The organism is Staphylococcus coagulans (assembly GCF_022557135.1).
GTDB classification, from domain to species: Bacteria; Bacillota; Bacilli; order Staphylococcales; family Staphylococcaceae; genus Staphylococcus; species Staphylococcus coagulans.
Genome location: NZ_CP092966.1, coordinates 2030475 through 2051814 on the forward strand (window position 1 = coordinate 2030475; position 21340 = coordinate 2051814).

Genomic DNA, 21340 nt, shown 5'->3' on the forward strand with positions numbered 1-21340 from the left:
AGAATGTTTCAGCGTCAACAAATAAATTTCATTTTTGAGAAATAAATTCGTAAAATGCGTTACAAATATGAGAATAAACTTATATAATAAGTCTGTAAAATACAAATAAGGAGAAAAAATATGACTAACTTCTCAGACAACCTTAGTAAATTAAGAAAATCACGTAACCTATCATTGAAAGAATTGAGTGACAGACTTAATGCAAAATATGAAGTTAAATTTTCGAAAGCATCAATTGATAGATGGGAAAAAGGGATTACTAGCCCTTCAATGGAACATGCTAGCGCATTATCAGATTATTTTAATGTATCCTTAGATGAGTTAAGTGGTAGAAAGAAAATGAAAGTAGAAGAGCCTCAAACTTTAGCAGCTTATTTAGAAGGTGAATTAAAGCAAGAGGATATCGACTATATCATGTCTTTAGTCGAAAGATTTAAAAACGAAGATAAATAAAGGGGAAGATATATTTGTCTAAGTATGAACAGCTATTAATAGAGAATCAACGCATTAAAATTAAAGATAACGTTAAACTCCCATGCGGTTACAAAGGATTTTATTCTGACGAAGTTATATTGATTGATGACGATTTATCAGAATACGAAAAGTATGAAACGCTTGCTGAGGAAATAGCTCATCATAAAATAACCTACGGAAACATCTTAGATCAATACAATATACTTAATCGTAAATTCGAATTAAAGGCACGACGCCTTGCAAATGAATCAGTGATTACATTGCAGGGCTTAATAAACGCTTTTAATTATGGTGTGCAAAATATTTATGATTTAGCTACATATTTTGAAGTCACTAAAGATTTTGTGCTAGATACCATACAACATTACAAACAAAAATATGGTTTAAGAACTCGATATGGTAAATACATAATAGAGTTTGAACCTTTGATTATTTATAAAGATTTATAAAACTGGTTAAATCGCTTTATGCGTTTAATATAATTCATTCTTAAGGGGGACATGTGAATGTCGGAGAAAAAAGAAGATAACAAAAAAGGTTGTCTTGGTTGTTTAGGTATCATTCTGTTAATTATTTTAGTTTTTGGTGGTTGCAGCGCCTTATTTGGCAACGATGAAGATAAACAGAAAAACGATACTGAAAAGCAAATGCAAAAAGCAACAGATGAACAATCTAAAAAACAAGACAATAAAAAAACGCAAGAAAAAGAAAAGCAAGAAGATAAAACATCTGAAACTAAAAAAGTTAGACCGGAAGATAACACGGTTTATGGAAAGCTAACTAAAAAGCATAACAATAATAATCCTGTGGTTATTGATGATATGACTTATATACTAGGTGACAATGACGATATATTACAAGCTGAAAAAGATTTTTCTAATTTATCGTTAAATAAAAATACAGATAAAAACTTCTTGAATGAACATGCGAAAGATTTGATGGCAAAAGATGCTGAATTTGTTTCTAATAAATCAGACACAGAACAAAAATATCATTCTGAATCTTTAAATAAAGATTATTACGTCACTTTATCACTAACTGATGACGGTAATGTACGTAGTATTATAGTTTCAAGTTTCGAATAATTTTCAGGGGTACTCCTGTACCCTTATTATTTTTTACTATTTTTGAGGAGGAACTACAAAATGGCTTCATTTACAGTAACAAAACGTAAAAATAAAACGTCATCGTCTTGGCAATACGATGTTAAACACCCTTCTTTTAAATCGGGCAAGAAACGTAAATCAGACTTTAAAACGAAAGCTGAGGCAGTTAATGCAGCGCAGCAACTCATACGTGATTTAGAAGATGGTAATGCAATTGATGATAAGACATTTAAGGAGTATTACAGTGATTGGCTTGAAATTAAAAATAAGAAACAAGTTACTAAAAGTCATTATTATTGGTATCAACGTTCTTTGAAATTGTTTGGCAAGTATTTCGGAGAAGGTGTACTTATAAAAAATGTTACTCGTTCTGAATATCAAAAGTTTTTAAATGAATTTGGACAAGGTAGAGCTGATGAGACCGTTCGAAAAGTTAATGGTTGTTTGTCTCAATGTCTGAAAGATGCAGTTTATGATGGTTATTTAAAAAAAGCCCCCACATACAATGTCGATATTAAAGGTACAAATAAAGCTAAAGATGAATCCACTAAATTTATGACTATCAAGCAATATTTAGATATGATTGAATACTTTAAATCACGTAACGAAATGAGTTATATATTCTTGTATATACTAGCAATTACAGGAGCTAGATACAGTGATGTAATTAACATGATCGAATTAGATCTGAACGAGAAAGATGGTCTTATTCATCTTCGCGGAACCAAAACAGCAAATGCAGACAGATTTGTGGAAGTTACACAAAAAGATATAAAACTTATCAAATCTAAAATATCTAATCTTCCTAAACGTGTTGACGGAAAATTGTTTAAATTAAGCCATAATGCTGTTAAAAAATCATTTAACCACACTAAAACGAAAATAGGATTAAACGACGATGCTATAACTCCGTATGCCCTGCGTCACACTCACACATCATATTTACTTTCTAAAGGTATACCTATCGAATACATTAGCAAACGCTTAGGACATTACAATATTTCTATTACTCTTGACACTTATTCACACTTGCTTGATGAACATAAAAAAGAGCAAGGCCAGCGTGTCAGAGAATTATTTTCTTGACACATATTTGACACTTGCTAATGTAAAATGCTGTTATAACAACGGTTTTAACCATATTTTTATGGAGACGGCGGGACGTTGGAAACCGCTATATACGAGGTATTCAACAAATATGTTGACCAATTAATGACCACCCCACCTATTGCAGGCGGGGTGTTTCCATAAAAATACCACACCGGTTAGGGCGTGGTGGGTGAATAGCTATACAATGTTAATCCAAAATCTATTACTTATTCAGAATTATTAGAAGTGGCCTTTAACATATTAGCAACAATACTACCTAACGATAAGGTTCCGATAACGCCAGCTGCCCAAGATTGACCTACAATACCTAATATAACCGCCCCTGCAATACCACAAACGGAAACTATCATACTGCATATAACACCAACAAGAGTTAGCATATTGTTACTTTTGTAATATTTTTCTTGTTCCTTGTTAGTCAAATCAATACGATGTGTTTGTTCTGTTTCAGCCATTGATAAAATTCTATCTCCTGCACCTGGTACAGCATCTTCGTATTGTCTAAATTCCTCTGCATCGGGTAATGGGCCACTTTTAGTTATCGAAAGCTTTCTCATTATAACTTTACGTTCTTCAGGATCTGCATCATTAATTATTCTCTTTAATACTTGTTCTTCTTTTTCGATTTCATCTAATTGATTATCTGCCATTATACATTAACCTTTGTTTATCATACGTTTTTATTGACTTGCGCAAATCATTTCCTACAGCATACCAATCACTATTAAGTTGCTCAGAATCATCACTAAATTCTATTAATTGACGATGACGACGTATATTCTTCTTTCCAATTGTCGCATTTAAATCACCAGAAATCATATATGCTTTAGCAATAGTTTTTAATACATTTTGCATAACGATCTCCTCCTCTTCTAGTTACAATATTAATGCCTCATTCTATTTATTTCAAGAAGAAAACTAAAAGCACCCCTTAACTAGCATAGGGTGCGGTAAATAAAGCCGGATTGGTTACCGGTAATTTATATGTATTATAACATAAAAAAATAGGCTACCCATATAAGATAGCCCTTTCTTAATCATGCAGTGTGCATTGATTATAACACACTCTATTTAATTGTTCCCCATAAATCGCCTAAACCTTGATTTGGTGGGGCTACACCATTCCATTTGCGTATAGGTAAGTAGTAACGTTGACCCTGCCAGTCATAACCAACCCAAACACGACCGTCTTGTAACATCACTTCGTCATACTCACACCAGCCACCAGGTTGGAACAGATACCCTACTGGGCATGATGTAAAAGGTCCAACTGTTCTAACTTTAATCGGTTCATTACCACAAACAAAAGTGGCGCTTTCTTTCATATAGTAAGTACCATATTTATTTACTCGCCATGCACCTGCAATTGGTTTAACAGTGTTACTGCTAGCACTCGTTTTGTTTGATACAGTTGCTACTGGTACTTTACCGTCCATGTAAGCGCGTATTTGCTTAATAAAGTAATCTTTTAATTTTAACTGCATTGATTCAGGTGCGATACCTTTTGTTGTTGGATCATAACCTGTGTGTAATAACATGCTACGGTGTGGACAAGCTGTATTGTAAAACTCAACATGCAAACGTACTGTATTACGGTTGGCAGGCAATCCCCATTTTTTTAGCATTCGTGCCGATTCTTGGAAAGCTGATTGCTCGTTTGCCAAAAATTGTTTATCGGTTGCACCAACAGATTGACATATCTCGATACCATAATAGTCGTGGTTACCTGCACGATTAGCTACATGCCACGCCACCCTGCCCTCTGGTATAGCTTGATACACCGTGTTACCGCTGATGTATGCGTGTGCGACGCCTCTTTCTAAACGGTTGTAATCGGCATTAACTAATCCGTTGTGATACGCCTCTGCTGTTGCCCCTGCACTACCTGCGTCGTTGTGTAGAACGATACCGCGTGGTTTATAACCGCGTTTATCCATGTTGTAACCTTTTATCTCATCACGGATGTAAGTCAATTTTTTAGGTTGCTTTTGCGGTTGCTTAACGGCTTTTTCTTTTGAATTAGTAACGGATTGCGCTGTTTTTTGAACGCCTTCTGGTCTAAAATTAGGTCGGATAAACCACATCGGAAAGTCGTACGCATGCTTACGACGCGTTACTTTCTCCCAACCCCAACCAGGATAGTCTATATTGTCAGTCCATCCACCGCCTAACCAGTTTTGTTCGAGTACAATAATGTAATCTAGTGTCGCCTCAATGACCCACGCAACGTGGCCATAGCCACCGCCATAATTCGAACCAAATACAACCATGTCGCCAGGTTCTGCTAAAAAATCAGGCGTGTTTGAATAAATTTTCGCCTCTGTTTTAAAGTGGTTTTTGTTGATGGAGTTAAATGGTATATCTTTTGCACCTTGTCCCATTAGCATATGGTTAAAAAGCTTTTTCCACCCGGTGTTCGCATAATCGAAGCATTGAAAGCCAAAAACCCCATCTTCGTTGAACTGTTTGCCTTCAGTCGAATTTAAAAAAGATAGGAATTCTTTTTTAGAAAGATTAGCAACCATGTTATAACCCTCTTTCTCTTTCGTTTGCCTCATACTGGTTAACATCAAAGACAACGTCTGTGCTGTCGTCTGTAAAAGGTTGTGATGTATCGTAAAATTTCGGGGTTTTACTATTGCTATCTTCTTCAAAAGAGACTGGGTGTGTATCTTGGTCACGCGGCTTGCTCAATTGCATGTCTATGCCAGCGTCAGACACGCCTTTTGTGTTTGGATTGGTAATAACACCCAAATAGGCTAAGAGCGTTAGAATCGTGCCTACAATGCCGCTGGCTGTTTGTAGTTGGTCGGAAATATCGACGCCGAAAATGTCAGCAACTTGTTTAGCTAATAAAAAAAGCAACCCTATCAAAGCAGATAGAGTTGCTCCATTTTTAAGTCGATTTGTCCAATTAATTTTCATGTCACTTGCTCCTTTTAATCAAAATAAAAAGCCGACCAAGTAAATAGTCAGCTTAAAAACATATATTATTTTTGTTCATTTATCACTCAATAACCTACTTATACTTATCTTGAATATAGTATATTCCTGATAACTTTATTTTTTTGTAATAACTTGCCATTATTGTTGCTTGATGATGACACCATTCAATCGCCGTTGCGTATTGGTGTGTACCTGGATTTTTAGGGTTCCAACGCATACGGTATAGCGTGTTTTGACCTTGATTGATGTATCCCTCTCTCACAAATTTTGCGCCACCTATGATTGCTTTTGCTGGGGAAGTCCAATTGTGACGACGTGCAAAAGATATAGCGTTGTTAGGATTGTTATCAAACGCACCGATTCCAAAGTAGTTATATACACCACTTGCACCGCTGGCAAAGTTTGATTTACCATTTCCGCTTTCTAATAACGCATGAGCAATTAAGTAAATCTCGTTCAAATTGTACTTTTTGCAGGCATCTGCAAATGCTTTGCCTTGATTGTGTAGTGTACCTTTACCTCTTAGTAATTGATTTAACTTATTGACCGGCACGCCTTGATATTTACCTAAGTTAAGCATCTGATAACGTTGCGTTGAACTAGCCCATATCGTCTTAGGGTTCATTGCACTACTTGTTTGATCACGCGTCGCGTTTATCCAACCGTAGCTAACTGACTTTTTAGGTTTACCTTTTGCCATTTGAGCGTTCAACGCTTGCTTAAATGTGTATTTACTTTTTTCTACCGTAATTTTAGGGCTAGTTGTGTGTTTAACCGAATGTCCTTTAATTGTAGTATGTCCGCTTGTAGTGTTATCAACACTTGTTGATGGTTTTATCTTGATTTTAGTATTAGTCGTGTTTGTATATATCGTCTCACGCAACAACTTGTCTCTTTTTCCGTACATTTCAATCAATTTCTTTACAACATCTTCATATTTCGAATTATCGGGTATACCATTTTTGATTAAATCGTAATCAATAAGGTCTTTCATCGTACGCCAAATGTTATCATCAACTTTCAAACTGCTTTTTGATAATTTTAAATCCGTTGAACCAAGTAACCACACCCCATATATCAGCGCTCTGATTTGATTCAGCATAAACTGACGCTTGTTCTCTGTAAGTCCACCACAAACTTCTATAACAAGCCAACCAGGGTGCAATGGGGCTTCAAAATTAATCGGTCTTGTTATCCATACGTGCTCCCTATCAACGTATGCGTGGGGATATTGATTCTCTTCGATATATTTATTACGCTGGATATACAGCTGTTTAACAGAACGTAAGTGTGATGATTCTTTGAGATATATCCCTTTTGGGTCTTTTTGAAGGTTCCCTAACGCTACGTTATGGTCTATATATTGTATTTTTTGGTCTAAAACACTGCTGAAAAGTGTATATTCTACCTTTTTGATATTTTTCCATCTTGGCTCTTCAGGCTTTTGGTCAGGTTTAGGGTCTTTTTGCGGTTGTGGTGCTGGCGAAGGATTATGGTTGTCTTTAGTCGCTTCTTTTTTATAAGGAGGACGCACAAAATGCGTAACACCGTTATAATCATGTTTTTCAAGCGTCGCCTTAGAGCCTACATAACTACTATGGTTACGCCAATTTTGGTTAACAGCATAAAAGTATTTTTTTGTACTAGGACCAACGACAATATTTACATGCCCAGGATTACTCCCAGCCCAAACAGCCCAATCTCCAGGTTTTGGAACAAAACTAGGTGTGTTACGTAATATTTTAAAATCATAGCCACGGTAATTACTTTTTTGAGCCATGGCATTAGCGTTGCCCCATGTCGTAAAGCCCCAATATTTTTTTAATATATAGTTTGGTAAATCCCAACACTGATAACCGTAATAACCATCAACATCAACGCCACCGTGTCTTTTAGCTAAATTTTTTGCCCATTTAACAACTTGTGAGGCCGTTGGTTTTCCTTTTTTTGGTAATGCCATTTATGCACCTCATTTCAAACAAAATAAAAAGCCGACACATAAGTGCCGACTTAATCCACTGTAGTTATCGTTTACATCTGCCAAACCAAAAACAACTCCAAAAACTGTATGCAAATTTCATAAGATTCACCTCCTTTAAATACCAAAAAATGTACGTAGAATAGCAATAACAATCGTACTTGCAATCGTGCCTATAACACCCAGCATCCACATTTTCAAATCTTTAATGTTTTTGGCGTTTTCCTTTTTATTTTGCTCATCTTTTAATCTATCGCGTTTTAATTCTTCAAAAGTCCTATCAAGCTTGTCGTAAACCCTTTCTTGTGTTCGAAGACTATGTTCAATGTTATCTAGTTTTTTAAACATATCTTTATCATTTTCTTCCAAGCGCAAAATACGCCATTCGTGCTCCCGCCGTTTGATAAAACCAAACATCATGTCACCTACTCTTTTTGGTACCTTTGAAGCACCTGCTTTCTATAAAATAAAGCCACAAGCATTATGCCTGTGACTTTTCGTCTTTCGTCTCGGGATATTTTTCCCCTGTAATCAATGCATATTCAGCTTTGTCGATAACACCCATATCAACATACCACTGCATATCTTCCAACGTGACGAATCCCCAGCTCCATTGCACTTTTAAATCTTTGAAAGTTGGAAAAATTAAATCGTTCATTTTAGCCATTCTAAACACCGCTTTCTTTTAATTTTTTAACTTCTGAACTTAATTCTGTCAGTTGTTTGGTTAAAGACGTATTTTGTTGAGCTAATTGCATAGAAGTCATATTTGCTTTTACTGTTTGTTTTTGTAAGGATGCAAGCATTTCTTTTAAGACGTCGTTTTCATTTTTATATGGTTCTTCATCTTTCAACTCATCATTATTTTCGTTATTTGGCTTAAAGTTGGCATTTTCCTTGATTTTGCCGTTGCTATATATAAATCTTTTAGGCTCAAATTTTTCATCAAAATCACTAGGAATATTCTTTGAATCTACATAAAAACCATTACCTAAACTACCTATGTTGGCATAGTTAAGCACTTCTCCCTTTTCGTTAACTGCTATTTGCATTACTTCCACCCCACAATCTTTTTGATTGTATATTTATTGGCGTTAGGACCAGAGCCTTGCTGTTTTACTGCATCAAAATAAACATCGTTTTTAATGCTGAGCGTTCTGTTGTTATCCTTTTGTAATTGACATTCATATACCGCGCATCCTTGAGCTCGTTCATCGTTAAGGTTAGTATTCGATAAAGTTATACGCGATGCATCATAAACTAAATGAGCATTTGTAAAGGTACCACCAGAGTAAACGCCTGAAATCATTAATAATGAATAATTTGTATAATCATCAGTTAAAGTTAGGGAAGTGCCCACTCCAGTTGCTGAACCATCAAATAATGTTTTTTTGTTTTGATTGCCTGATAAAGACGACCATCGTTCCTCTAATCTTCCGTTAACCATACGTTTTTTTAGACTAACGTTTGAATTATTCGGTGTGAAGTCATATAACATATTCAAACTATCTTTAGCATATACGTTTAAATAACCGTCACTAGAGTTAATTTCGCTTGGTAACTTTGGAACATTAGTAACATAGTAAAAGCCTGTGCCTAATGAGAAAAAAACATCATCAGAATTTGCAAGACTCACATTTTTTATATAACCTTGCTCGTTAGTGATAGGGTGCTTTTGCCATTCTTTTTTATCAATATTCTCGTCGTAATATGATTGAGCTTGTTCCAAGGTTGATCTACTTAAATTCTCTACAAATTGTTTTGATACACTTTCGTCACTTAACTTTTCAAAACGCAACCATATGCCGCTACTTTTTAGAGAAGTGTAATAATCATTTGTATTATCTGGTTGCCATATTGCTCTACCACTATTATTTTTATTTACATAAACCGTTAATAATCCTGAATTGTTGTACACAGAAGGCGCGTCTGTAGCATTTTCGATATGAACCAATCTACACGCATTACTATCATTTAAAGTTTGATAGATACTAACATCTGATAGGTTTTTTACAGTTCCATCATCGTCAGTAATCTTATACTTTTGCCAATTTGATGTTGTTGTATTTTTTACAAGATCATCGTCATCTACTTTAGAAGTGTAAAAATCAATCTTTTGCTCGATTTCTTTTTTGTGCAAAACTACTTCCGCCAATTTGGAATCTAATTGTTCTATAGCTGCCTTTTGCGTAATTGTAATTGCTTCTACAGACTCGTTTTTCTTTACTTCAATTTGTTGAATACTTTTGCTTGATTCGCTTTCTATTGAGCTAACAACTGATTTAGCACTTTCTAAACTCTTTTTAAGTGTTGTTACCTCATCACCAACACTTTCAATAACATCTTGAATTGATTTAATATATGTTAACTTAGTTTCTCCGTCGAAATCACTAATTAGGTCATTATCAATTTGGAATGTAAATTCTCTTTCGACCACAACATTTCCGCTTCCATTTTGTGTAAAAAAGACTTGAGCGTTAACTTTACCGTTATATTTTAAGAATTTAGAGGGTATCACATACTGCAATAGCCCATTTATTGGATCTACAATTGTTAAATCGTCTGAAATGTAAGCTCCTGAATCAACGCTATAATTTTCGGATTTCAAAACGATACTAGCTTTTGCGTGATTATCGCTAATTGCTAACGGGACGTTATTTTTAGTGATAAGAAAATTTAATACCGACGTCCCTTTATCAGATGCAAAAAAGCGTATATCTGTATTTATAATCCGGCCATACTTAGATGTTACTTCAAGTTCAAGTTTGTTATCATCTTTAGAAAAATTATCCATCATTCTACCTCCTTGCCTTCAATCAAATTCCATTTTGATGCATTTTTATTAGAAATTGTTCTGACAAGACATTGGAATGTAGACTCATAGTTATTGCGTTTTAATACTTGTCTTTTTACATTCTCGCTGACTTGTTCTATAGAAAAAGTCCACCCTGCAATATTCTTATAATTTTTAGGGAAATCAGAAAATCTCTGACTCTCTTCTGTAGATATATAGAATGTCATGCCCACAAAATCGACATCCGATAGTTTGTTAAATCCTTTCGGAATTTTTTCCCAATAACCAGCCGTCTGATAAACATAGTTCCAAGGGCTGTTCTCGTTTTTATCAAAAACATTGATGATTCTTTCAAACTTAACCATATTACGGCCTGTACTGCTTCTTGTTAAAACCTGTCTTAAAGCGCCTTTATAATTCCCTGGGTATACGTCCAAAAACCAACCCGCATCTTTAAATTCTTTAGGTAAAGGGAAGTCTGCAATATTATATGTGTCAGCAGTATACAGATAATAATGTCCTATTTCTGTAACATCATACAAATTGCCGAGTCCTTGTGCTGGCATTGGTTTGACACGCCCTCCGGTATCTGTCATTGATACTGGTGGTGTTTTGCTTGTAAGTAATTCGTTCACACCTCTTTGACCAACAGAGTATATGGAATGATGTCTATTATTACCAGGACCAGTTGTTACACCTAATAAAAGCGCTTTTCTACCAGTTTCTTCGTCATAATACATAGATGCACCTTCCGCTTCTTGAAAGTTACCGTAAAAATCGCCTGAAATACCGCCTATATCAACAATACGACTCCAAATTTCTTTTCCAGTTTTTACATCAAAAGCATTTAAGTAATTTCTATTACTAGGGTTAGAATCTCCTGTGTAAATGTATAAAATACCATCGTCATAAGTCATACCTTGAAACGGTTGAACGGTACTCGTATATTTTGCTGGAATATCGAATTTGTATTGAATTACAGCGTTGTTTTTATCGAGATCACTCGCTTTGATAAATTCAACTCTGTTTATAACTCCTGTACTTGTTTGTTCGTTGTCATCTACACCAAATCTTAATACAAACAATTCTTCTTTCGGATTATAAATGGCAGTAACATATTTGTTGTAAGTATGATTGGATAAAACTTCTAGCGCATCAGACCCATAATTAATCTCGCCGGACTTATATTTAAATCGTACGAATCGTTTTTTTCCTCTATCATCCATCATTGATGAATATATCCAAAGAGTATCACCAATATATCTGTATGCGTTATGTGTGCCATGACCGCCGTTTTTTACCGTTGCTCTATCAACAAATTGCCCGTTAGGTTTTAATCTAGTCAGAATATAGTCTTTTTTATTACCGTGCGCTTGCGTCATATAAATCAAACGGTCTTTAGGGTCAACCCAAAACGATTGCATTACAGCGTTATGATAAGGTGCTAAATCAGTAACAAATTGCATTTCTTGTTTCTGAGGCTCAAATCTGTATTCATTAAATGTAAATTCCTCATAATTTTCAGCGACAGTTTTATTAACTTTTTCCAACTCGTTGGAAACGAGCAGTTGATCTCTTCGCAAGCGGTCTTGCAGTGTAGGATGCCCAAAACCAGTATTGTCTACCCTTGCATCCTTCACCTCATTTATACCATCTCCATTATGCCCTAATACCATATTGCTAAAACGACCATTTAAATAATCTAATTCTTCATTAGCAGGGACTTTTAAACTGTCTTTGCGAATGTGAACAATTTGATTGGTAGTGTGTGCATCCTTATCGTCGTTTTTGTGTTTTTTTAATGTTTCATCATTTTTATTAACTACATACTCAATTTTGCTGTAATTATCTTCGTGCTGATGAATACTCTTAATACCAAATAGAGAATGTAATTTTGTAGAAAGTTTCAGTTTCATTCAAGTCCTCCTTTACTGTTATAAAACAAGTAATAGTCTTTAATAAGTTCGTACATAATAACCTCGTGGCCTTTTTCATTCGGATGTAAGCCGTCAGGCATACTCGATGCTCTAAACGCCGGACTGTAAGGTCTAAAATAATCTGTGTGGTAAGTGTCAAATACAGGCACATCTAACTCACTGCAAGCTAAAACTTGCGCGTTAACATAATCTTCTAAAATTAGATTCAATTTGTTTTTGTCGGTATCTTTACGACGTATCTTGACACCGTCCATAGGACACTGTCTTGTTGCAGTCATCACAAGTATTTTGGCTTGAGGATTATTATCTTTGATAACTTTTATAGAACTACAAAAGGCACCGTAAAACGTTTTTGTGTCCGTTTTATCAGTGCCTATTTCTACATCCGCTAACCAATCATCATCTGTACCTTGTAATATGATAAGGTCTCCGTGCGCTTTGGTTGCTTGTGTGTATATATTGTTACTTTTAGTTGTAGACATTGTTGCCCCGCCTGATGCTAAATTCGTTTGACTAGCTTTAATTTTATTAGCTAACATTTGTGTAAAATTTGTTTTAGCTAGCGTACCTTTAGCAACAGAATCACCTATTGTAGCGATGCTTTTTATTTTATGGATATCCGAAAGGCTGGTGAAGTCATACATGATTGTACCGTTTGCTGTTGTTATAGCCTTTTCTTTTTTGTTAGATTGTTTGAGTTTGTCAGTACGTCCTAATAAATCTTGACTAATTTTAGTGTTAGCCTTTGTCTGTGCTTGTAACTCTTTCAGTAGTTTCGTGGGGTCGGTTTTATTGACTTTCAACGCTTTAACGTAGTTCGCTGCCTCTCCGACAGCTTTAGCATGACGTTGCTGGATAGTGAATGCACCGAGTACAACATCTTGTTTAACAATGTTATTATATGCGTCACGTTCAGTTGTAACCTCAACTATACGCACAAAGTCATTAAAACCAATTAAATCATCTACAGTTTTAACAACGTCGCCTACTTTAGGTTCTGCTTCGGGGAATTTTGTTTTTAGTGATACGAAATCAAGTGTAACGGATACTTTGATGCTTTCATCAATAGCTAATTCCATAGCCTTTTTAAGGGTATCTTCATGCGTTATTTTACTATTAATGATAGGTGGTGCATGTCGTTCTCCAATAACATTTGCGAGTGGGTGCTTAAAAGTGAACTGTAGTGAAGCTTCTGTATAATTTTGGTCATCTTCAAAGCCGCCGAAACCTTTAATCACGGTGTAACACTTTGTCGCATCCTCTTGTATTTTTACGTTGTTAGCATTTACCCCCGCTTTAATATAGTAGTCAGCTAAGCGTTGTACAGAATCGAATAGATGGAATGTTTTTGTTTTAGGATCATACTCATATTCAAGTTTATAACGTTCAAGCCCCTTTTTTAGCAACTCGAGGTTTGTATCGCCTGCACCCAAATTTTCGAATCTCGAAGATTTAACTTTAGCGTGTAATTGATATTTGTAACCTGTATTTTTGAACGTTAAATCGAAAAACTCTTTACCAGTCATACTTTCTGTATAACTTTGATATACACGTTTATTATTTAAATCATCAAGTTCAACAGGTATAGCACGTATAGATATCTTTTCTTTTGAACCAACACTCGTTTTATCGATTAAAGTAATGCGATACTCTTTTAAATCTTGTGGTCCATCAACTTTTGTAATCGTCCACATCTTAGTTATCGCACCAATAGCATCAAAGGTCGCCTTATTTTCGATAATATCCATCTCTAAAGAACTTTCTTCATTCAATTTGTGCGTAACTTTAGTTTTAACATTGAGGGGATAACCTACCCCTTGCAAACTTTTTAATAATACCGTGATGTTAATCCCCTCCTATCTAAAGTAAATTTTATGTTTGAACACGATTTTGCGAACTGTTTGATTACATCTAAAGCGATTAAAACCAGGCACTAAAACGGGTTGTTCTAGCGTCTCGTTGAAATTATCAATCTTTATATCATTACGATATGTGTGTAATCCGTCAAACTTAATAATATCTCCAGCTTTTAACTCAATACCTTTGATGATTGCGATATTCCCTTTGTCTGTGTAGAAGGTAAATCCATTATCATCACCTTTTTTTACAGGTTTTCCCAATTCTATAAGCACCAAACTATCTTGATTAAATTGGTTGATAGGTACATCACCATTGTAATAAACATCGCCATAGTTCACATCAGTAAATGTGTATTTGCGTCGATAACTCGATTCATCAAAAGGTATCTCGTCAGGAACTGCCCATTTTTCCATATAAGGCGATTGTTCTAAATCCGTGCTATATCCAATACTTTCAAAATAAGGTAAGTCTACCGTTTCAAAAGTCAAGGCAATGTCTCCGGAAGTTTTTGTTGTATCAAAGGATACTTGACTAGTTAGACCAACGTATATTTGACGACCATCAACGTATTCAAGTTCAAACTTTTGTGTTGAGTTAGATGCAAACACATCTTCAAATTGAATAGTATTATCGGGAGTCGCTAACTCCCTTAAATAGAAGTGACCACTCAATAAATTTTGTAAGCCAGTTTTTAAATGTGAAGCATACGCAATTTTGTCAACTTCGTATCTCACGTGAACTTCAACCTTTTTGAACTCTTCTGTTGAAGAATTATAAAAACGGCCATTAACACCTTCTATGTTGTCATAAGTGCGCTCATAACCTGCACCTTCAACATTAAAAGCGACAACCCTCAACGCATCAAAAGTGAAAGGGTTATCGCTTAAACGGTAGCTACCATTTTCTTTTATAATTTCAATGTCGTGCGCAATCAATTATATTAACCCCTTTCCTTAAAACACGCTGAACGCTGCATCTTTACCATTAACCTCATCAATGTAAGATTTGATAGCGGGTAAATCAGATTCATTTTTTACCATTACATTCACAACAGGTCGATTATTCTCTTGTAATTCATGTCTGATGTCGCCATCTATTAAACCGCTTATATCACTAGTTAAAGATTTTGACATAGCACCTGTGTCAAAAGTGGGAACAAGATTTGCGTCAAATGCATCCATAACTTTAAGTGCAGCATTTTTACTTTCTTTCGCTGCCTTACTAGCAAATTGATTAATACCCATACCTAGACCAGTCATACTGTCCCTTCCTAGTTGCATAAATTCCCTTGATGGCGAATGGCTATCGAGTGCGCTTTTTGCTGCATTAAGTGCACCTTTAGCTGCGTTCCATGCCGCCTGTGCTAAATCTTTAGCCTTTTGTACAATTCCGCTAATTAATCCGCCGATAATATCAATACCAGCTTGAACAAAATCTCCTATAAAACTTCTGACGGCATTCAAAGCGTTTTGCATGCCATTCCTACACTCATTAACTACTTCCCAAAACTTTTGTACAACCGTATTTATAAAGTTGATCATCGCTTGTCTTATCGCATTAACCCAATCAAGTCCTTTTTGAACAATGTAATTATAGGCTGTTAGCATTTTAGTCAAAACAGTATTTGCAACTTCTTGGAACCACTGCACAACAACATTCCAAATTGCAATTGCATAATTTTGGATTGTCTGCCAAACTTCAGACCAACTCGACGCTGTCTGACCAGTAATTCTGTTGTAAGTATCTAGTAAGAACTGACTTATCGTATTCCAAATAGATTGAATGCCTTGCCATATCGTCTCGCCTACGTTAGCAATCGTATTTTTCAGTGTTTCCCAAGCGCCAGAAAAGTCTCCGGACAAAAATTGGATAAAAGCAGTAAAAATGCCAACAATTAACTGTATAACAACTGAAATAATAGTACCTATCGCCTGAAACACAACTTGTATAACTGTCCATAAACCTTGTATAGCAGTTATAACACCTTCTACAACTGCAATAAACACATTACCTAAAACTTCATTAAAAATATCACCTAATTGTTGCAACAAAGGCATGATAGGTTCTAATGTTTCTTGAATTTTACTCCATAGGTCATCAAACCATTTTTTGATTCCCTCTATCGCTTCTCCTATGCTTTTTTTGATTGTCTCCCAAGCTTCTATAACAGCATTTCTGAAATCTTCATTCGTATTCCATAAATAAATTATGAAACCAGCCAACGCTAAAACCGCACCTATTGCTATCCAAACAGGTAAGCTGATACCTGCTAATGCACCGCCCAGAATTGGTAATAGCTTCATAAGATTTCCTATTGGGTTTAAGAGTAATCCAATAGCACCTTTTATTAATTTAAATGCACCTTTTAAGATAGTTGACGCTCTTGTAAATTTAATGATGTATTTAATTGCACCGAAAAGACTTTTACCGAACACGCCTTTTAGCATGGTGGATACGAATATAATAGGCGTAAGCAATGCCCAAAACGCACCACCGAGAATAGTAAGAATACCAAAGAATCTCGCAACATTCGGGTGATTCTCGAATAACGCTGCCGTAAATTCGGCTATTTTGCCTATAAGTTTTAGTAAACCACTTGCAATAGGCGCCATCGCTTTACCAAACGCAACAAGGATACGCACAATATCGCCAATCAGTTTCATAATCACTGGGCCATTTTGTTCCACATATTTCACAAATTTCTTAAATCCTTCTGATTTGCCAACCGTTTCGGACCATTCTCTAAATTTATTAGTCATTTGTACTAACCAATCAAAAATACCTGCACTGTTTTGACCGAAAGCAATCATTAGATTGCCGATACCTTTAAACACATTTCCAAATATTTTGCCGATTTTAGGTAAGTTGGTTTTTGTATACTCAATGAATGATTTAATCGCATTTTGACCGTTCACACTATTAGCCCAATTTTGAAAATCGATACTCATATTTTGTAAGCCTTGCGACATGAATTTAAATAGTGGGAAAAATTGCGTGAATATATTAACTAAACCATCGCCAAATCTCCCTGCCGCGTTAAGTAAGTCAGCAAATATTTGAACACCTACTGAATTAAGAGCTTTGAATGCTTTTTTAGCAGTGTTAGACTTTGCTACCCACTTTTCAAATTGTTGTGCATTGGCATCCACCAGCATAGAAACACCAGATAAAAACGGCGTTAGGTTTTTTAATGCAGTCTGTAATCCGTTTAATCCGGATGACATAGCACCAAATATTGAATCAGCATTAAGTTTAATAATGTCTGACCAAGTGTTTTTTAACCCTTCCAAGCTTTTTTCGTAAGCATCCGTTGCATCAGTAGATTGTATCAATCCGTCATTAAACATTTTAATTGCACTGATAGCCATAGCACCAAATGCTACAGCGCCTAGTCCAGCTACAGAGAAAGCACCTGCTAAGCCAATTACACCGCCACCTAATACACCAACCGCATTAAGTACAGCAAATAACGCGGGGACTAAGCCTGCAATTACAGGTATGAGTGCTTGTACACTAGCAATCATCACACCTTTAATTTGTTGTGCAAAAACAGTACCAAAAGAACGTATTCTGGACGCTAAATGGTCTATCCTTTCACTAAAATCATCTAAAGAGCGTCCCCCAGCATGCCATACGTCAACTAGCTTTGCTTTAATTAAATCAAAGTTATTTACATTTGCATCGATTTTTACTGTGTGTTTTCTAAAAGTTTTTAAAATTGCTTTTGTCATTGTAATAACTCTTTTCAAAGGGGATGCGTCACCATCAATTTCAACAGTATGCTCACGCCATTTTTGAGCCATTGCTTTAGCCCGTGTCAACGCTCGTTGAAACTTACTTGTGTTCGCTTTAATTTCTGTTTCAATTTCGTTTGGAACAGAAGTTTTAGCTAAACGTTGTGCTTTTCTTACGCCACGTTCAAAATCTTTTAGAATAGCATTTATACGAGCGTAAAAGTTCTTCTCCATTAACTTCCTCCTTCCTGATTCCCAAAGAATGATTCAGCTTCTTCAATTTGTTTTTGTCGAATTATTTTGCGTTTTTCAATTTCTTTCTGCCTATCATTTCTGATTTGAACATCATCTTTATATAGATTTTTACGTTCCTTAACCAGCTGTCTGTGCATGCCTTTGACGCCTTTTTTACTTTGTGCCATTGCATTTGCAACAGCTTGATGTAAGTTTCTTTCAAGTTGATCTATCTCTCGTTCACGAGCTCCCCTTATCCAATCTTGCCATTCTTTTGGTGTCATTTGGTAAAGCTCCTCAGAACGTACATAACCGAGATATTGTGATGTTTTTGAACGTATTTCACTATAATTTAATAAGGTTCTTTGCCTGTCAGTGTTGTGTATGTTTCTTTCATGAACGGAAGCGCGTTTTCCGCTTCTTCTCTGTTCTCTTCCTTCACTAATTTCGGTGCTCGAGCCATCTGGAACCAAAACATCTTGAACTCTTCCTTGAAAAAACCCGATTCACCTAACACTTGAATAGCCCCTTGCAACAAACCTAATGTAGTACCTTCTTTTTCAATAACATTTTGAATAGCTTCTTGAATTTCTTCTTTAGACGGGCGATTCTTAATATGAGCTAATGCACAATCCCAAAATTGAACGATGGCTATAGTTTTGCGGTTTAAAATACCTTGCAAAATCTCATGATAACCACTTGAGTTACCCTCTTTATCTTCTTTGGCATATTTTTCTGCTTCAATATCAAACCAAAATGTACCTTTAGCTTTTAATTTAGTATCTTTAAACTCTAATTCTGTAATGGGTTCAAATTTTTCTGCTTGAAATACGTTTTTTTCAGTCATTTTAATACCTCGCATTTTTGGATTTTAGAAATAAAAAAAGGGTGTCGTGCACCCTTTTTATTTACATTACTTCTTCGTCTTCGTGACTTTCATCTCTGCTAGAAATAGTAGTTTCGAATTTTTGGCTTGTCGACTGACGTTCTTCTAGGTCACCTGTGTACTCTCCTGGTTTTTCAAACTCAACTGTTGTGCCAGCCGCTGATGCATCTAACCAGGATTTTGGTAAATCTGTAAAAACACCATCTGCTGTGTTGAATTTAACTTTTAAAGTTACTTCGATTTTATCTTCTTCATCATCAAACGATTTAGAATGCTCTTCAACCAAAGCATAACCAAAGGCAGCATGGTAACCGTCTTTACGCTTTTTCTTCTCAATCAACCAAACTTTGATTTGTTTTCTATCTTTAATAGCTTTTTTAAATTGTGTTTGACCTTTATCTCCAGGGATATAGCCGAATGTAAGACTCAATTCTTCGGCCACTGATGTATAGTCGTAATCCTTTTTACCAGCAACGATTTTTTCTGAAAGTTCAGCAGAAACTTTTTCTTCTCCCTCAAGCAAATCAGAAACTAACACTCCAGCCATTCCTAAAGAGTTATTAGTCGGCTCACAAACAGCAATATAACTAGTTGCCATATACTACACTCCTTCTTGTTTCGTTTTATGGCGTATTTTATATAACATTCGTAATACGCCGTGTTTTGTAAATTGATCTATATCTGTAAAAACTTGTGAATTATCTTTTTTTATCCACTCGATTTCGTAATCTTTAAATAAAATATTTTGTTTTGTTACTATATCCAAAAAGCGTAGTAATTCACGCGCTTCAGCCCCGTTCTCGTACTGACTATAAACATGAAACGTAATAGCGATTACCTCACGCATACCTGGCGAACGTTCGCTTTCAGTCACGTTAGTTTCACCCACAATGATATATGGGTAATCCACGTCTTTTTGAACGCAATCAAAAACCCTACCGCCGACCAATTTGTCAGTGATAGGGTTATCAATTAAGTTATTCATAATTTGGTTAAATAGTAGCGATTCAGCGGATACCCACATATCAACACCTCTAACTGAAATATCGTTCAAATACTTTTCTACCTTCATCTATGGCAGGGTTCCAAAACGGTTGTGCTACTTGTCCGTAGGTTGTGTGCCATTCGCCATCGTCACCTTTATAGGACCATGGTATCTTATGTGCACGACTACCACCAGGGCCGGTAGCGTAGATGCCGCTACCAAATTCAACGTAAATCGCATACTCAGCCCCTACGCTAATCACAGACGAGAAACCGCCATCAGTAACTTTAAAGTCTATACTTTCTTTCAAGTATCCTAAGTCGACGGGTGCTAATGCGACAGCTGTGTTATAAATGGCAAGCGTCGTTTTTAAAATACCTTTTTTAACCCAATCTTCCATCTCTTCGCGATAATCGTCCAACTCAGCAACCAAGTCCCAATTGCCATACTTAACCTTTGCCATTTGGAACCTCCTGCAATCGCGTTAAATTGACTTCATGCATACCACCTTGGTCTACTGGATAACCTATAATTTGGTAGATTCTACCCTCGTATTTAAAGTAATCTTCTGTATTTATTGGTATGTCATACCTTGTATATAGGTTTCTATCGTAAGTTTTTCCCATTTGATGATATTTAAGCATTTCAGAAGTTGTGGGTGTGTCCATAAATCCGTTAAACGTAGAAACATCTTCGTAATTTACGATTGGGTTTGGGTAACTATTGACTTTAGTCTTTTTAACTTTAGTGATTGTGTGGGGGTATTCGTCGAATGGATCAAACACAAGCAAAACTCCTATCTTATAGGTTTAAAAACATGAAACTTAGCATGCTTATATCTATTTAACACGCCACTAATGTAATCAGGGACACCATCGTTATATGTGTACGATACTGTCCCCATGCTTCTCGATTTTAAATTTCTTTTAACTTCAGGTCGTTGATAATACTCAAGCACGTCTGCAACGTACTTTTTAATTGGATAGGGATAAACAATTTGACCATCTTTTATAAAGTCATTGTTTGTTACTTCTCTAACATCTTCCAGTATTCCGTCAACTTCCATCTTAAATAAATCTTCTTCATCAGGTTTAATATCAACCCCGTTTTTCTTAAGAAGAAGTTTGATATCTTCGTAAAGAGTCATAATTATCACTCACTCTTTTTAGACGCTGTACGTCGTGTTTTAACCTCTTGATAACCTACTTGACTGTAATAAGCATCGAAGGCTTTACGTGTAACTGTGATAGTCTCATCGTCACGTTGAACTTTGATTTCTTCAGCTGGATTAATCAT

General features: G+C 35.7%; 25 protein-coding genes. 4 read left to right on the forward strand and 21 right to left on the reverse strand.

What is annotated here, in order from left to right:
* Window positions 1-120 precede the first annotated feature (120 nt).
* Genes KM149_RS09655 through KM149_RS09670 form a run of 4 tightly spaced genes read left to right on the forward strand, consistent with a single transcriptional unit; the run spans window position 121 to window position 2666 of the window.
* The gene (locus tag KM149_RS09655; protein ID WP_182361347.1) at window positions 121-453 is read left to right on the forward strand and encodes a helix-turn-helix domain-containing protein; all 333 of its coding nucleotides are present in this window, start codon (window positions 121-123) and stop codon (window positions 451-453) included.
* 14 nt (window positions 454-467) lie between these two features.
* Complete coding sequence (locus KM149_RS09660; protein WP_241415331.1) at window positions 468-923, forward strand: ImmA/IrrE family metallo-endopeptidase; 456 nt, start codon at window positions 468-470, stop codon at window positions 921-923.
* A 57-nt stretch (window positions 924-980) separates the two neighbouring features.
* Window positions 981-1559, forward strand: a complete 579-nt coding sequence (locus KM149_RS09665; RefSeq protein WP_241415332.1) for a hypothetical protein — start codon at window positions 981-983, stop codon at window positions 1557-1559.
* 60 nt (window positions 1560-1619) lie between these two features.
* Window positions 1620-2666, forward strand: a complete 1047-nt coding sequence (locus tag KM149_RS09670; protein ID WP_241415333.1) for a tyrosine-type recombinase/integrase — start codon at window positions 1620-1622, stop codon at window positions 2664-2666.
* 230 nt (window positions 2667-2896) lie between these two features.
* Here KM149_RS09670 and KM149_RS09675 read toward each other — a convergent pair whose 3' ends face one another.
* The 21 genes from KM149_RS09675 to KM149_RS09775 form a co-directional block, all read right to left on the reverse strand.
* A complete protein-coding gene (locus tag KM149_RS09675; RefSeq protein WP_115871751.1) occupies window positions 2897-3340 on the reverse strand; it encodes a DUF2335 domain-containing protein in 444 nt (147 codons plus the stop codon).
* Entirely contained in the window at window positions 3330-3545 is a 216-nt protein-coding gene (locus KM149_RS09680; protein WP_241415334.1) for a hypothetical protein, read from the reverse strand. The genes KM149_RS09675 and KM149_RS09680 overlap by 11 nt, the downstream gene beginning before the upstream one ends.
* A 212-nt stretch (window positions 3546-3757) precedes the next feature.
* On the reverse strand, window positions 3758-5215 hold the full coding sequence (locus KM149_RS09685; protein ID WP_241415335.1) for an SH3 domain-containing protein: 1458 nt from the start codon (window positions 5213-5215) through the stop codon (window positions 3758-3760).
* Between the two features lies 1 nt (window position 5216).
* Window positions 5217-5615, reverse strand: a complete 399-nt coding sequence (locus KM149_RS09690; protein ID WP_241415336.1) for a phage holin — start codon at window positions 5613-5615, stop codon at window positions 5217-5219.
* A 94-nt stretch (window positions 5616-5709) separates the two neighbouring features.
* Complete coding sequence (locus tag KM149_RS09695) at window positions 5710-7596, reverse strand: glucosaminidase domain-containing protein (protein WP_241415337.1); 1887 nt, start codon at window positions 7594-7596, stop codon at window positions 5710-5712.
* A gap of 135 nt (window positions 7597-7731) precedes the next feature.
* The gene (locus tag KM149_RS09700; protein ID WP_216342260.1) at window positions 7732-8031 is read right to left on the reverse strand and encodes a DUF2951 family protein; all 300 of its coding nucleotides are present in this window, start codon (window positions 8029-8031) and stop codon (window positions 7732-7734) included.
* Between the two features lie 64 nt (window positions 8032-8095).
* The gene (locus KM149_RS09705) at window positions 8096-8272 is read right to left on the reverse strand and encodes an XkdX family protein (protein ID WP_203160915.1); all 177 of its coding nucleotides are present in this window, start codon (window positions 8270-8272) and stop codon (window positions 8096-8098) included.
* A gap of 10 nt (window positions 8273-8282) precedes the next feature.
* Window positions 8283-8666: a DUF2977 domain-containing protein gene (locus KM149_RS09710; protein WP_214972475.1), complete on the reverse strand. Its 384-nt coding sequence runs from the start codon at window positions 8664-8666 to the stop codon at window positions 8283-8285.
* The gene (locus KM149_RS09715) at window positions 8666-10411 is read right to left on the reverse strand and encodes a phage baseplate upper protein (protein WP_216342242.1); all 1746 of its coding nucleotides are present in this window, start codon (window positions 10409-10411) and stop codon (window positions 8666-8668) included. The genes KM149_RS09710 and KM149_RS09715 overlap by 1 nt, the downstream gene beginning before the upstream one ends.
* On the reverse strand, window positions 10408-12324 hold the full coding sequence (locus KM149_RS09720; protein ID WP_241415339.1) for a phage baseplate protein: 1917 nt from the start codon (window positions 12322-12324) through the stop codon (window positions 10408-10410). The genes KM149_RS09715 and KM149_RS09720 overlap by 4 nt, the downstream gene beginning before the upstream one ends.
* The gene (locus KM149_RS09725) at window positions 12321-14189 is read right to left on the reverse strand and encodes an SGNH/GDSL hydrolase family protein (protein ID WP_241415595.1); all 1869 of its coding nucleotides are present in this window, start codon (window positions 14187-14189) and stop codon (window positions 12321-12323) included. Before KM149_RS09725 ends, KM149_RS09720 begins: the two co-directional genes overlap by 4 nt.
* A gap of 12 nt (window positions 14190-14201) precedes the next feature.
* Window positions 14202-15140 carry a phage tail family protein gene (locus tag KM149_RS09730; RefSeq protein WP_216342238.1) on the reverse strand — a complete coding sequence of 313 codons (939 nt, stop codon included), beginning with the start codon at window positions 15138-15140 and terminating at the stop codon, window positions 14202-14204.
* Window positions 15141-15158: 18 nt separating this feature from the next.
* On the reverse strand, window positions 15159-18173 hold the full coding sequence (locus KM149_RS09735) for a phage tail protein (RefSeq protein ID WP_241415340.1): 3015 nt from the start codon (window positions 18171-18173) through the stop codon (window positions 15159-15161).
* Window positions 18173-18457, reverse strand: coding sequence for a hypothetical protein (locus KM149_RS09740; RefSeq protein WP_214972466.1), 285 nt, complete (start codon window positions 18455-18457; stop codon window positions 18173-18175). Before KM149_RS09740 ends, KM149_RS09735 begins: the two co-directional genes overlap by 1 nt.
* A 68-nt stretch (window positions 18458-18525) precedes the next feature.
* Entirely contained in the window at window positions 18526-19020 is a 495-nt protein-coding gene (locus KM149_RS09745; protein WP_214972463.1) for a tail assembly chaperone, read from the reverse strand.
* Window positions 19021-19081: 61 nt separating this feature from the next.
* A complete protein-coding gene (locus KM149_RS09750; RefSeq protein ID WP_216342234.1) occupies window positions 19082-19657 on the reverse strand; it encodes a phage tail protein in 576 nt (191 codons plus the stop codon).
* A gap of 3 nt (window positions 19658-19660) precedes the next feature.
* The gene (locus KM149_RS09755; RefSeq protein WP_214972458.1) at window positions 19661-20083 is read right to left on the reverse strand and encodes a DUF3168 domain-containing protein; all 423 of its coding nucleotides are present in this window, start codon (window positions 20081-20083) and stop codon (window positions 19661-19663) included.
* A 10-nt stretch (window positions 20084-20093) separates the two neighbouring features.
* The gene (locus tag KM149_RS09760) at window positions 20094-20507 is read right to left on the reverse strand and encodes an HK97-gp10 family putative phage morphogenesis protein (RefSeq protein ID WP_216342232.1); all 414 of its coding nucleotides are present in this window, start codon (window positions 20505-20507) and stop codon (window positions 20094-20096) included.
* Entirely contained in the window at window positions 20494-20829 is a 336-nt protein-coding gene (locus tag KM149_RS09765; RefSeq protein WP_216342230.1) for a phage head closure protein, read from the reverse strand. Before KM149_RS09765 ends, KM149_RS09760 begins: the two co-directional genes overlap by 14 nt.
* Window positions 20830-20840: 11 nt before the next feature.
* Entirely contained in the window at window positions 20841-21191 is a 351-nt protein-coding gene (locus KM149_RS09770) for a head-tail connector protein (protein ID WP_241415341.1), read from the reverse strand.
* A gap of 5 nt (window positions 21192-21196) precedes the next feature.
* Window positions 21197-21340 (reverse strand): hypothetical protein, encoded by a 144-nt coding sequence (locus KM149_RS09775; protein WP_216342226.1) that lies wholly within the window; start codon window positions 21338-21340, stop codon window positions 21197-21199.